Origin of the sequence: Wolbachia endosymbiont (group B) of Sphaerophoria taeniata, assembly GCF_947179355.1 — a bacterium.
Lineage (GTDB): Bacteria > Pseudomonadota > Alphaproteobacteria > Rickettsiales > Anaplasmataceae > Wolbachia.
This window is the reverse complement of record NZ_CAMXAW010000002.1, coordinates 1-13,435: the sequence shown is the minus strand read 5'-3', so window position 1 is coordinate 13,435 and position 13,435 is coordinate 1. Positions and strand designations below refer to the sequence as shown.

Here is a 13,435-nt window from a genome sequence, read left to right as displayed (position 1 = left end):
AAACTTATGTCTACAATAGCTCTGGGTTTACAGTTATCTCGCTATATGGTAGCAATTAAGATACCGAAATGGCTAGCACGCATCTGTTGTATACTTACAGTAAATTTTATTAGCAACTGCTCGTTTTGACTGCTAGTACAACATTGCATAATTCTATTATGGCTATTTTGATCAAAATTTGCAAGACTTTTTATGCGAAATACTATATACAAGTGATTGTGATTGATTTCAATTTGATGAATTAACATTCTAATAATATTTTGTTTAGTCTGCCAATCTACCAGATCAAGTTTTGATTCAACACTTGAGGAAAAGTTTTTCAAGCTATCTGTAACAAGGCTCAATTCTTGTTGTAATTTCTTTTGATCAAGTACTTTTTCTTTTTCCTCCTCAATTTCTTTCAAATTCTGTTTCATTGTTGTAATTCTTGGTTCAAATTCTTCTTGGCTTATAAACCCTTTAGAATAGCTATCAATAAATTTTTTGATACTTAATCTTAGCTTACTTTCTTGCTTTTCACGTGTTTGATTATGCAAAGGTTTTTTGTTCTCTGACAATCTACGTTGATATTCATTTGCAATCCTATCTGGCTCTTTTAATATACTCTTAACTTCTTCCCATATAACTGTATCAAGTACATCAGTACGTATTGCTTTATTGTCACATACTCTGTTACCATTAAACCTGCAGCCAGAGCAACGGTAGTAAGAATACCGCTTATTTCTACTATATGCACCACAATAAGTATATTGGCAACGTTGACATACCATTAAACCTTGCAATAAATATGTTTCTCTTCTTTGTCGTACTCTTGCTCTTTGCCTATTTTCAGTTAGTTGTGCCTGCACTGAATCAAATAAATGCTCATTGATTATTTTTGGTACTGGAATATAAGTCCAATTCTCTTTATCACTATTAAAGCGACCACTTTTAAGTTTACCACAAGTTCCTTTTTTTGATTTTTTTACTTGTGGTTTTGAGCATGTCCTAGTTTTACCATAAGCTGCTTGTCCTATATAAGCAGGATTTTTTAACATGTTCCAAATAGTGCTCCTTTTCCAATACCTTTTTCCTGTTCGTGTTATTACCGGTATCTTATTCAGTTCATGTACAACTTCTCCTATACTTGCTCTTTCTTGGCCAACCCGACTAAATATTTTACGCACTATATTTGCCTCTTCTTCATCAACCTCAAATTGAGCACTTCCTTCACCTACATGTTTTGCTATGTAGCGATAACCGTAAGGCGCCCTACCCATCACACTTATACACCCAGCTTTGGCCGCATGAAGTTTACCTCTACGGTTTCGTTCCATAATCTTTGCACGTTCATACTCTGCTATTGCTCCCTGAATCTGTAGAAATAAATGGGAATCCGGATTATCATCAAACTTATGATTCAAAAATACTATTTCAGATCCAGCCTTTTTAAACTCTTCGAGTAAGATCATTTGATATGAAAATTTACGTGATAGCCGATCAGGTGAATGAATGTATATCTTATCAATCTTACCTTCTGCTACTCTATCACGTAAACTCTCTAAGCCAGGACGTTCTAAATTTGATCCACTGTAACCATTATCGATGAACCTATGCTCATCTAACAATTCATGTCCATCACTACTAATGCGACGCTCCAATTCTACAATCTGACTCTCTATTGTATTCTCCTGTGCCTGTTGTCTTGATGAAACTCTTGCATACAAGATTACCGTTGTCATTTTCTTCTACCTCCTTTGTTTTACATTTCAATAATTGTTCATAAGCATTTGCCAAATATGTACTCGCCAATCTGTGAGGTTCATAACGGCAATAAATAGTTAAATCCCCTTTTTGCATGTTTTTCTTCCTGTGAGTTTTTTTATAAGGTTAGGAGACTTCTATTAAACTAAACACCTTATTTAAGAAAGCTATCTAGTTCACACAAATTCTCCCTAATAAATATACAAGATTTGAAGAAATTATGTCCAAAAAATCTTTGCCTAAATCATCATATTACGTATAATATGGCTTATTTAATATGTTATGGAGATTTATCCAAGTCATAAATTCTGGGAGAGCGACTTAGAAGTTCCTGTTAACCTTTTATTAGATCGTTTTCAGGATTCTAATATACGTCAGTCTTGGTTAGATTCCCTTTCTGGTAAACAACTGAGCATTATTTTTCAGCATTGCTTTAAAAATCATTTAAATGGACAACTTTTTCAAGACGGAGACTACGATGATAGATCCACTCAACAAAAACGTAAGATACTTGCCAGTTACTCTGACTCTCTTTTTAACTATTATCTCATTAGCTACTTTGATCGTACGAAACTTGAAGCTACAGTCAGTGAAGTAGCAAGATTTGCTCTGACTGAGAAGTTAATGAGATCGTATCTGATAAAAAATAATACTAAGTACGATAAAAGATCCTTGTTATTTTTACTATTTCACATAAATTGTGAACTTTTAAAATCTGTTTATCATTTTGATAAAGTGCAGAAGAAAGGTTTCGTATCATTTGCTCTACAGAAATCACCAAGACAAATAAACACTTCATTTAAAGAGTTTATGTCACAAGAAGCTGTAGAGCAGATACTGAAGTTTGAAAACCAATTGCAGGGTTTTTTCCATCACCAAGATCGGATATATATGTTTGTACGTCGAGGAAGTGATATGGATTTACTGCTTAACTCAAATAAAGTTGTTCATGGTCATAAACCTGAGTGGATGATTTTAGATTTCTCTCTTGATGGCACTCAGGTTAATCTCTGTGCTAAAAATACTAATAAAGCTGTGGAAATAGCAAATAGTATTGCAAGTGGGTATTTTGACTGCGAATGTACTTTTGTAAATATACAAGATAAGAACTTTCCACTACAAGTGCACAAATTTCTTCAAGCATGTATAGAGGGTTCTGATCCTAATATTTGTATATTTGAGTTAAATTTTAAGTCAGATTATTTTAAGAATAGTAATACATATCTTACTTTAAGTGTAAAGCCGTATGATTCTATTGCACCAGAGTTACATATTTTAAAGCCATCTATTGGCAATATACTACAATCTATTCAATCAGCTAAAGTAATGTTCCAAAACAAAAAGGTAACATTTTCTTTCAAAATAAGTGGGGAAGTTTATTATTCAGAGCATCCACTCAATAAAAAAGAAAGAGAGGACCTGAAGAAACATATGGAACAATCTTATGGTCTTAAAATTCTTTCACGAGCAAATTGCTGATCTTTTAAGTTCAAATAGTTCTTGGGTTAATCCAAGTCAAAATCACATTAAAGCAGCAAGATACTTATTTGATCTTGGATGGATACAAATGCAAGAAAGGTATTATATTGTTTGCTCTTGTGAAGAAGATTATCTTGATTGGCCAAATGTAATTGATCCAAGTTGTAGCAATGAGATTTTCATTGATCCAGACTTTGATGAAGCATGTGATGACGCTATTTGTGAAAACTGTTCTCGTCATATTTTGCCTAACACTTATCAAAAACAGAGATTTCATCTCTTATCCATATACTTAAATACAGAGAAAATCATAGACTGGTTTGAAACAAAGTTGAATGATTCAAGACTTATGTGGGAAAAAGTAGAAAAAGGAGTTTATTATGTTTGTAATCAAGGTCGTACTGTAAATCTAATAATCCTTGATTTTTGTACTGATGCAATATTTCTAACTATAGATAAACTTAGAGTCCATCCAACAGTTCTCATTACTCTAAAAAAAGATATACCGAATCTATTATTGAGCCTATATGTAGTGCGAATGGTAGAACTGTTTTGTCAGCTTAAGACTTTAACTGAGATATTTCAAGAAGCAGCTAAAAGAGGAGTACCAGAGGTAGTAGAAAATACTTCTTTGCAAGTTTTACCAGCTTCATATATTTCGCTTAAACGTGTTGAACCAATTATACCAACAAAGCTTTTGGAGTTACAGGTAGTTAAAGGTATGGTATATGTTAATAGCGTTGAAGTTATAAATAAAAAAGCTGTGTCATGTCTTAATATTTTTCGAATATTGTTCAAGCAATTTTTACATGACTGTGAAAAAGAATTACCACCTGAAAAACATACACTTCTCAATATTAATCAGTTAGAAAAACTCTTGGGACTTAGTTTAGAAGCAGATTTAGAACATCAAATCAGAAAACCATTAAATAAAATGCAAAGAACAATCAAAACTACACTTGCTGAGAGATTAGGATTAAGTATTGAACGTGATGATGTGATACAAACCCTTGGTTGGCAAAGATCATCACATGGTTATCGTATTAACCCTTTTACTTTGACTATAAAAAAATAGAATTTCCTGATTTTAAAAATTTTCAGCTCCATGAGTAAATTTTCCAACTCCACGTGCAAATGGTCCTGTTTTTACATCAAGCCATTTATCTTCTTTTGAACCATTAGCCATTCCTTTAACTATTTGCTTTGCTTGTAAAAGCTCTTGAACTATACGCTCTAGTCTATCCCTTCCCATACTATGAAAAACTTCAGGCAGTCTATGTCGTTGTTTATGTATTCCTGCACTTCCTGTGTGAGTAAATGGATGTCCTGAAATAGCAGCTCGCGCAATTGAATCAATAAGATATATTTTAAGATCCTTATCACTAGTATTTTGAGCTTTTAATTGTTCAGTGATGTCTTCTAATAGCCCTGTTTCTTCATGGCTTTGTTGCATAGCACTGATAGGCATGTAAATCACAGTGAATTTACGCAGCTAATTTAAATTTAGCCATACCTATATCAGTAAATTTGTTCAATAAGTAGCACTTAATTAACAGCTCTTTTTCACGATTTACCTCTGATTTATTTTTCAAGCCAAACCCAAATATTTGCTTCAACCTATAGAAAAAGACTTCAATATAAGACCGTGCTCCATACTTAACTTTTTTCTTCCATTCATTAATACCATCTTCATAATTCTCATATGACCTAATTCTACTAATATACTTGTTTCTTTCTGATAAGTAGTCAGCTAAACAAATTTTAGTATCCTTCCTAGGGCGAATAATAGGCACAATATTGTATTTTCTGCATTCTTTATACACACTTTTTATATCATAAGCCGCATCTGCTCGAATAGAACAAATGTTATATTTATCACTGACTTCTTCTAACATATCGCAGACCGGCAAATAGTCTACAGCAACACCACTAGTGTAGTTCATGCTTATTGCTTTCTTATCATTTATGTTTAAAACAACATGTAATTTTCTTACTTGACCATAACCACTGTATTTCCTTTTTCGAATATTAAGCTTACTATGCCCACCGTTATTATTGTAGATACTAACTCTAGTGCTATCTACGGCAATTTCAACATTTTCCAGATCATCTTTATTGCTTCTATGGTCATCAATCTTCAAATTAAGCTTTTTAAATCTTCTGGAAGCTTGTGTATAGCTGATAATCTTAAGTTTTTTGCCTATTTGTACCATATAACCTTTTACAAAACCTACAGCTTGTCTCAAGCCAATTCTAAAAAGATGAACTATTATGTGTATTAAAATTACAACTTTATCACTATAAGTGTTATTGCCACCTGCAACTTTTGGACTATTTTCATACCAATTTTCTATGGCTTGATTAACAAAATGAAAAACATTTCCTCTTTTTTTGAGAAACTCGTTATATTCTCTTTGGTTACTTACTCTCATTTTTTGTGGCATAAGTTGTACTTGTTTGAAAAATGCCTATTTTACAACAAAATGCGTTAGTAGCCATATATTAAAAAGCTTTTCTTCTTACAATAACCTCAACCAACACTAGCTATGCAACAAAGCCTTTCTTCATTTCTCAGATAAGTACGTACAGTACGATCAGCCAGGCCATTTGCCTTAACAACAGCTCCATAAAATAAAGCATTTTGTCTTGGGATTTTTCCAATTGACCTAAAAATCATTGGTTTAGTCATATCTTCAACAGGCCAAAAAGCAAAAGAACACCTGACTCCATTTACGAGAGCAGAAGTGCCTCGAATAGCATCTCGTGCTTGCTCTACTGTTGATATAGGCTTTTCTCCCTTCAGCTTTCTCATATGATGTGCAGTAATTATTGAAGCTCCAGTGCTACATGCTAAATCAGATAATAAACACATGAGATAATCCCCTACTGCTGGATCAGCATTTAAATCTGCATGAATGAAAGAAGCAAGGGGATCAAATATAATGAGCTTTAAATCCTTTATCCTGCTCAGCTGCTTCATTACCAACTCAAATTCTGGAGATATTTCTACAACTTTACCGCGAACGTTCTTAAGTATGGTAAGAGATCCTCCGATGTTTGGTAATGGTACAATAAATAGCCTACCTTTATATTTCAATCTCTCGCATTTTGGATCAAGTCGTTCTAAGCGACGATGTATTTCATTTGTATCATCCTCCGCAGAAAATACCACCACAGATCCATGTTCAGTAACAAGTGGACCAAATCCGCATACCTGATCTATGCTACCTGCAACCTTGAGGGCTAGGTCAAGAAGTAGCATACCTTTGCCTGTATCTCCCATTGCAGCCAAAATGGAGGTTACACCCAAAGGAAATAATCCTTCAACCAAGAATCTTTGCTTTGGTACTGGGCCTACAAAACGCTCTACGCTCCAGCTAAAAATATCAAGTGGTGGTTTAATAATTATTTTTCTTGAGTTTTTTTCGATAAATTCTTCAATATTTATTCCCTCTAACACACAATCAGCAGCATCCCAACTCTTTGGTTTATTCGGTGGAATCTTAAGCGTAGCAAGTGATGCAACACCAAGTTCTAAAAGTCTCTTTTCAGCGTTTTTGGTATATTTATTACCTGCTTCATCGTTGTCTGGCCAAATAATAATATGCTTGCCCTTAAGCGGAGTCCAATCTGTTTTATCAATAGGCGCATTTGCTCCAAACATTGCTGTTGTTGCAGTTATTCCTTTCTCTATAAGTGCTTCTGCGCATTTTTCTCCTTCAACCAGAACAACCTTATCAGATTTTAAAATACCTGGAATGTTGTAGAGTGGCCTTATTTCTGGCTCTTTGAATCTTTGTTTTTTAACATCAAATGGTTTAAACTGTTTTTTCTCTAAAGGAGGATCATAACGGTAGACTATTACAATCAATTGGTTACTTTCATCGTAGTAGTTCCAACTACAAGTCAGGTATTGTTCTAGATTTCTAATATTATTTTTTTCTTTGATGCCAAGCCATTCACTTATTGAGAGCATTACTTCAGGAAACTCTGTTTTTGCATTCTTCCCGTGTACTGTTGCCCAAAGGTCAATAATGTCACCACCTTCTCCTGTTGCAAAATCTTTCCATAATCCAGCTCTTTCACCTGTTAACTCTATTACAGTGCTTTTGCCTTTGTTACCCTGTACATCACCTACATAAAACTTATCACCACGAAATGTCCCTCTTGGTAGTAGATGAAAAAGACAAGATCTGATATTTTGCAAAAGCTGAGTCTTTAGCTCTACCATAGTATCCGTTTTTTGCGGACAAGTTAAGCCGTAGCTATAATTTTAGAATTCTGCCAACGCCCATTTACCCTGCTAATGAATTTTGCTGGTATTGATTTACCGTTTCTTAGCTCATATACTACTTGCAAGACATTTGCACATTTATTTGGTTGAAACATTACCATACCAGATGTATAAAAACTTCTTAAAGCATTAGCACCAATTAAAGCTTGAAAAGGACTTTTTGCGAGTGTAGCTGTGGATACTTTTCTGGTATGACGTGTAATAATGATTCCAGCCATAGGATTAATTACAGAACGTAGTTTTTCTACTCTGCTTTGCAGGCCAGAAAACATATTTTCATAGTCAAGAGAATCCAAAACGATAAGATCTATCGTTTTAAATTTTTCTCCTATGATATCTTTTATTCTCTCTATACCTTCATCATTTAAAGTTAATCTCATCTTTGTAGTAACAATCAAGTTTTCCTCTGCTAGATTTGGCAGCCTTTGATTAGTTATGATTTGTTGTATGCGTTCCCTGATATAATTGTACTCCATCTCATTTTGCAGATAGATTATTTTTAGTGGCCTTGCTGACTTCATCTTAAGAAACGACACTCCTGCTGCAAGATGTGCAAGCAAAGAGAGAAGAAAATAACTTTTGCCAACCTTTGGCGTACCACCAATGACTAAAAGACCACCTGGAGTGAGAATTCGTGGAGCTATTATATCTTCTGGTATTGGTGATTGATCACTTAAGTACTGCTTTACAGAAAATATTTTTTCTTCTCTTTTCCGCCCTTTTTTTTCTCCACTCTTTGATTTTTTATTGAGCCACTTTCTAGCAGAATATATATCACCCTTAATTAAAATCCAAAGATCAATAATATCACCACCAGTTCCTTCAGTAAAATTACGCCAATCACCAGCTTCCTTACCTACTATTTTAACTGTAATTGTATTGCCATTTAAGTCTCCAATATAAGTTTTTTCTCGGTAAAACTCACCATTTGGAAGTAGGTAAGAAACACACTCCTTGATATTATCAATCAATAACATCTTTAACTCTTTTTGCTTTTTGTGTGCCGTAGAGACACAAGGAATGTTCAGGAAAGAGCAAACTAAGTGCGAAAGCTGCACAATAGATGAGGGTGGGCCCCTCGGAGCCGGTTTACAAGAGCAGGCTTCAAACAACCATAAGCTGCTTTGGTAAAGAGCCAAGGTAGTGAGCGTTATGGAAAAGGCGTAATTATGCGTCATGTGTGAAATAGAGAGATGAACGCAAGTGAACCACTGATTACACGTCGAAAGGTAATGCGATGATGTCAAAACCAGGGGAGAAAAAGTAACTTGGGATAAGCCTATCGGGAACTTGTCTACTGGGTAGGTGGCATCCGGCATATAGGTGGCATGAACCTATTTCAGGCTATTGTGTGGAACTATGGGAACCTGTCGTTTCGATGATAAGGGAGAAGTCCAAGGAGCTGAACTCTAAGGAAGAGAGTACTGATGCGAAAAACAGGGGCGGATTAGCTCGTAGTAGTGAAGAAGTTTTTGTAATGGAAATGGAGCGAAGGGGCTGAGTTATTTAGTTTTAATTATTTATCAACCGAAAGGGAAGAGTTAATGAATAAAACAAAATCTTTTGACATACCAAAGCAACTGATTTGGAAAGCTTATAAACAAGTATCCAAAAACAGAGGTGCGGCAGGTGTAGATGAGGTCTCGATAACAAAGTTTGAAGAAAATCTAAAAGATAATCTATACAAACTGTGGAATCGGATGTCATCCGGAAGTTATTTTCCAGAACCAGTAAAAGCTGTTGCGATACCAAAAGATACAGGAGGACAAAGAACTTTATGTGTTCCTTCAGTATTCGACAGGATAGGGCAAACAGCAGCTACTATGTATCTCGAACCGTTAGTAGAGCCGGAATTTCACGAAGATTCGTATGGTTATAGACCAAACAAGTCTGCACTGGATGCGGTAAGTACAGCGTGTAAGAGATGTTGGAGAAGTGATTGGACGATAGATCTTGATATTTCTGGATTTTTCGACAATCTGGATCATGTGTTAGCACTGCAAACTATCAAGAAGCATACAGATTGCAAGTGGGTCATACTGTACGTGGAAAGGTGGATGAAAGCCCCGATTCAACTAGCAGATGGCAGTAAGGTAGTTAGGAATAAGGGAGTTCCACAAGGAGGTTCTGTAAGCCCAATCATTTCTAACATATTTATGCATCATGCATTTGATATGTGGATGAGGCAAAACTACCCAACAATACCATTTGAGAGATATGTAGATGATGCAATGGTGCACTGTAAAACCCAGAAACAGGCAAAATTCATAAAAGACAAGATCGAAGAAAGATTGGCTGAGTTTAAGCTAAAATTACATCCTGAAAAGACACAAATAGTGTACTGTAAGGATGACAATAGGAGAGATGTGTTTCCAATACAGAGCTTTGACTTTCTGGGTTACACGTTCAGACCTAGACTGGCAAAGAACAATAAAATAGGAAACTATTTTGTCTCATTTCTACCTGCAATTAGCAACAAAGCCAAGAAGAAGATCAACCAAACCATAAGGTCATGGAAAATACGTAGGCAAACATATACAACACTAGAGAAAATATCAAAGAAAATAAATCCTATAGTCCGAGGCTGGTATCAGTACTATGGCAGGTTTTATAAATCAGAGATGTATCCATCTCTTAGAAATGTAGAGTGGCACCTAGTAGGATGGGTCAGAGCCAAATATAAGAAACTTCGAAATCATGGAAGACTAGCAAAGCAATTTCTAGCAAAAGTGAGAAAGAGGTCTCCAAATATTTTCTATCACTGGACACTAGGATTGGGATCAAAAGGCTGAATAACGGGAGCTGTATAAATTGAGAGGTTTACGTACAGTTCTGCGAGAGACTGGTGGGGAAGCTCCGCCGGTCTACTCTCCAGACATAAAATTCCCATACATATTTTTCATACGTGTAAAGTTGAGATTAGCTAGCTCACAAACAGTTTCAAAAGATTTTGAATTCAGCCAATGAATTGCTTCTTTTCTTAGCTTTGGGTTTTTTCCTACTGAATCCTGAATACCTCTAGTAACGACAGCAGACCAAAGCTTTTCCTCGTCGTACTTCAAAATGGAATCCTGTCAATCTCGTAATTTTTACGATATTCTGGAGTAATTACCGAGGCAATTTTGTTCTTCTCTCCATATTCATCAGTTATAACACCTACCTTTACTGTAAACTCCAACCCATTTAATTCTGCAATTGAATTTAGCTTACGAGCAAGGATTGCACTTTCTGAATTGTCATGTGGATGAATGTCGCGTGCCGATTCCAAGATACTGCGAAGCATAGAGCGACCCATTTCTCCCCAAGTATCTTCTGCTTTATTACTTTTAATACCAATTATTTGGTAAATCTTGTGCTTTTCATATAGACCTTCAATAACGGTAAATTCTGTATTTAAATAAATGCTACCGGTAGTGGGGCTTTTAGTAAACCAATGCTCATAACCTCCAGGCTTGATTGTCATTTTTACCTTTACTATTGTACCTTTTGGTATCAATCTACTTTGCGGTTTTACAGTGTTAAAATCAGTTAATAGGTTTTGTAACATATATCACTCTCCATGTTTAAATTTTAAAACTTGCTTTTAATCTTTGTAAGCAGCTTGCCTAAATGCGGTTCTTCAACCATACTCAGGCGTCCGCTGCGGTCTTTAGCTGGGTATCCCCAAGGGTTTAAAGTGTGGCAAACAAAAGAGCGCTTCTCCGTTCCATCATCTTTCTTGATTCCAACCATACTGATTACTTCGTCAACTATCCCAGGAATTTCACTGGCAGTTTTAGTTCCTTCGCATTGAGGTAGCCAAATTGGACGATTGAAATCATCGAGATATTGACCTAAAGTGCCAACTATGATGATGTCTTTGTCTCTGATGTGTTGAAATTGATTGAGCCAAGCCATCATTTCCTGAGCAAGTAATCCATATGCAGCTCTCATGTCCTGTTTTCCCGATCTCTCAGAAAAAGCCTCAGGTTGCATTTTTGCCCATAATAGACATAAACGTGAAGCAACGGTTATACTATCTACAAAGATGCATCGGTATTTAGAAAACTCAGGGAAAAGATCTTTGTACTTACCAGATACATGTTCATGGTGTCTTTGGCTATATGCTTGATCATACTTCAGCGCAGGATTAGGCCCCCCTATAAGACAAGCAATATCTCTAGCTTCATTCCAAGTGCGAAGACTAATTGAATCTCCTTGCCAATCTTGAACAGCAAGAAGCCCTGCTTCAAAATCAAGGCAAAGTGTTGGTTCATCTACGGTCTTTAGGAGACTTGTTTTACCAATACCATAAGGACCAAAGATGACCATTTTTACAGTTGATATTGTTTGCAATCTTTCATTATTATTCAAAATTTTAAGAACCATTATTTATCCATGCTACGATGTATATATATACAAGAAAGGCAAAAATTTTGTTCAATTTTTCTTTTTGCCTTCGTAGTAAATAGGAGAAAGTTTGGCACGTATCTTCTTGATAATATTGTTTAAAGTGGTTCTTGAAACGTTGTTCATTTTGGCAACTTCATGTAAGTTAAAAAATTTAAGTTGCTCACATATATTTTGCCATTCCTTTGGTAAAACCGAGATCATATAGTCTACATCAATGCGTTTTGTTATTTCATCCTCAAGTAGCTCTGTTACATCGATACTAATATAGTTATTGATATCGCGTTTTGCACATCGCTGTTTCTTTAACAGGTTAATAGCTTTATTTTCAGTTAATCTTGCTACAAAGGTGTTAAAGCTACTTTTATCTTCATCATACTGATCAAGGCATGGCCAAATTTCACAGAAGAGTTCTTGTTCAAGGTCTTCGTTATTCTCATCAATAAAGCACTTAGCAAGTTTTAGTCTATAGGCTTGGTATTTTACGTTTTTAACAATTATAGCTATATTTTTTAATTTCATGGTTTTCCCTAAAACAAATTAATGCTTTAAGGATGGAAGTTATTAATGCCCTTATGTAGGACAGGAGCAAAAATAAATAATACTGATGCAATTTTTAATCTATTGATATTCTATTGTTTTTTTTTGAGAATAATACTGATGCAATTTAAAATAATACAGTTCAGGTTTTTGGAACCTATTTTGAATGGATTTCAATATTTTTAAGAATGGGTAGCTCAGGCTTCCTAAAGTTATATTAAAAACATATAAGAATTTCATATTTTGAAATTCAATATCACCTAAAGAGCTAAAAATGTGGATTTCGCTATTAAAAGAATAGCTTAAATTTTTAAGAGGAAAATAGTTGAAAAGTATGCTCTCTATAACCTTAAGTTCCGTTCCTAATTACTGGCTTCCTAAATCAGGAATTAGGAATCAGGAATCTAGAACTAGCCTATATGGCGAGTTTTCACCATGCGTTCCTAAAACCGTTCCTAGGAACGGCATATCTGAAGTCCGCCAATATGGGGGATTCTAGCTTCCTGAAACCCTTATATATAATATATATATATAATACATATATAAAAATATACACATATATAAAAACATATAAAATATAAAAGTAGAATAATAAAAAAACCTCTAAAAGTAAAAAAATCATGTTTAGAAGGTTTTCAAATTCGAGAAAAATTTTTCAAAAATTGAAGATTTTTTGGACGAAAATTTTTCCAATCTTGTATATATATACGTAACCAACAATTGAAAGGCTTGGCAAGCAAACTGACTGTAAAAGAGTTTTCATATTAGTTGTTAAATTTCGAAAATTAAAGATTTTTTGGACGTAATTTTTTCAAATCTTGTATATATATGTACTCGGCAATTGAAAGGGGAATGCTTACACTAGATCTTGGTAAACAAACTGGTTGGACTATTTTACATGATGGAATAGTACAAAGTGGAAGTAAGAGTTTTCATGTTAGCAGGTTTAGTGGTGGTGGAATGCAGTTTTTAAATTTTCGTAATTGGCTT

At 34.8% G+C, this 13,435-nt stretch carries 12 protein-coding genes and 2 pseudogenes; 5 read left to right on the top strand and 9 right to left on the bottom strand.

The genetic code is table 11. The features are described 5' to 3' along the window. Nucleotides 1-41: 41 nt before the first annotated feature. A complete protein-coding gene (locus ONG75_RS01245) occupies nucleotides 42-1,721 on the bottom strand; it encodes a recombinase family protein (protein WP_264375559.1) in 1,680 nt (559 codons plus the stop codon). 304 nt (nucleotides 1,722-2,025) lie between these two features. Here ONG75_RS01245 and ONG75_RS01240 point away from each other — a divergent pair, with 304 nt between their 5' ends. Next, complete coding sequence (locus tag ONG75_RS01240) at nucleotides 2,026-3,222, top strand: hypothetical protein (RefSeq protein ID WP_264375558.1); 1,197 nt, start codon at nucleotides 2,026-2,028, stop codon at nucleotides 3,220-3,222. After that, the gene (locus tag ONG75_RS01235) at nucleotides 3,188-4,297 is read left to right on the top strand and encodes a hypothetical protein (RefSeq protein WP_264375557.1); all 1,110 of its coding nucleotides are present in this window, start codon (nucleotides 3,188-3,190) and stop codon (nucleotides 4,295-4,297) included. The genes ONG75_RS01240 and ONG75_RS01235 overlap by 35 nt, the downstream gene beginning before the upstream one ends. 12 nt (nucleotides 4,298-4,309) lie before the next feature. Here the strand turns inward: ONG75_RS01235 and ONG75_RS01230 are convergent. The 4 genes and pseudogenes from ONG75_RS01230 to ONG75_RS01215 form a co-directional block, all read right to left on the bottom strand. Continuing rightward, nucleotides 4,310-4,663 (bottom strand): annotated as a pseudogene (locus ONG75_RS01230) (AAA family ATPase); the annotation flags it as partial. A 43-nt stretch (nucleotides 4,664-4,706) separates the two neighbouring features. Further along, nucleotides 4,707-5,666: an IS5 family transposase gene (locus ONG75_RS01225; RefSeq protein ID WP_264375556.1), complete on the bottom strand. Its 960-nt coding sequence runs from the start codon at nucleotides 5,664-5,666 to the stop codon at nucleotides 4,707-4,709. A gap of 86 nt (nucleotides 5,667-5,752) precedes the next feature. Then, entirely contained in the window at nucleotides 5,753-7,453 is a 1,701-nt protein-coding gene (locus tag ONG75_RS01220; RefSeq protein ID WP_264375555.1) for an AAA family ATPase, read from the bottom strand. Between the two features lie 23 nt (nucleotides 7,454-7,476). After that, nucleotides 7,477-8,487: an AAA family ATPase gene (locus ONG75_RS01215; RefSeq protein ID WP_264375554.1), complete on the bottom strand. Its 1,011-nt coding sequence runs from the start codon at nucleotides 8,485-8,487 to the stop codon at nucleotides 7,477-7,479. 380 nt (nucleotides 8,488-8,867) lie between these two features. On the opposite strand from ONG75_RS01215, the gene ONG75_RS01210 reads away from it, so the two are divergent. After that, on the top strand, nucleotides 8,868-9,017 hold the full coding sequence (locus ONG75_RS01210) for a hypothetical protein (RefSeq protein WP_264336130.1): 150 nt from the start codon (nucleotides 8,868-8,870) through the stop codon (nucleotides 9,015-9,017). Nucleotides 9,018-9,060: 43 nt separating this feature from the next. Next, complete coding sequence (gene ltrA, locus ONG75_RS01205) at nucleotides 9,061-10,308, top strand: group II intron reverse transcriptase/maturase (RefSeq protein ID WP_264336129.1); 1,248 nt, start codon at nucleotides 9,061-9,063, stop codon at nucleotides 10,306-10,308. Nucleotides 10,309-10,380: 72 nt separating this feature from the next. Here the strand turns inward: ltrA and ONG75_RS01200 are convergent, their stop codons facing one another. The 4 genes from ONG75_RS01200 to ONG75_RS01185 are packed head-to-tail and all read right to left on the bottom strand — an operon-like array spanning nucleotide 10,381 to nucleotide 12,427. Next, a complete protein-coding gene (locus ONG75_RS01200; RefSeq protein ID WP_264375553.1) occupies nucleotides 10,381-10,578 on the bottom strand; it encodes a hypothetical protein in 198 nt (65 codons plus the stop codon). Further along, nucleotides 10,575-11,063, bottom strand: a complete 489-nt coding sequence (locus tag ONG75_RS01195; RefSeq protein ID WP_264375552.1) for a hypothetical protein — start codon at nucleotides 11,061-11,063, stop codon at nucleotides 10,575-10,577. The genes ONG75_RS01200 and ONG75_RS01195 overlap by 4 nt, the downstream gene beginning before the upstream one ends. A gap of 23 nt (nucleotides 11,064-11,086) precedes the next feature. Then, on the bottom strand, nucleotides 11,087-11,884 hold the full coding sequence (locus ONG75_RS01190; protein ID WP_264375551.1) for an ATP-binding protein: 798 nt from the start codon (nucleotides 11,882-11,884) through the stop codon (nucleotides 11,087-11,089). A 51-nt stretch (nucleotides 11,885-11,935) separates the two neighbouring features. Further along, a complete protein-coding gene (locus tag ONG75_RS01185; protein WP_264375550.1) occupies nucleotides 11,936-12,427 on the bottom strand; it encodes a sigma-70 family RNA polymerase sigma factor in 492 nt (163 codons plus the stop codon). An 870-nt stretch (nucleotides 12,428-13,297) separates the two neighbouring features. Here ONG75_RS01185 and ONG75_RS01180 point away from each other — a divergent pair. Further along, nucleotides 13,298-13,435: pseudogene (locus ONG75_RS01180) on the top strand (Holliday junction resolvase); the annotation flags it as partial.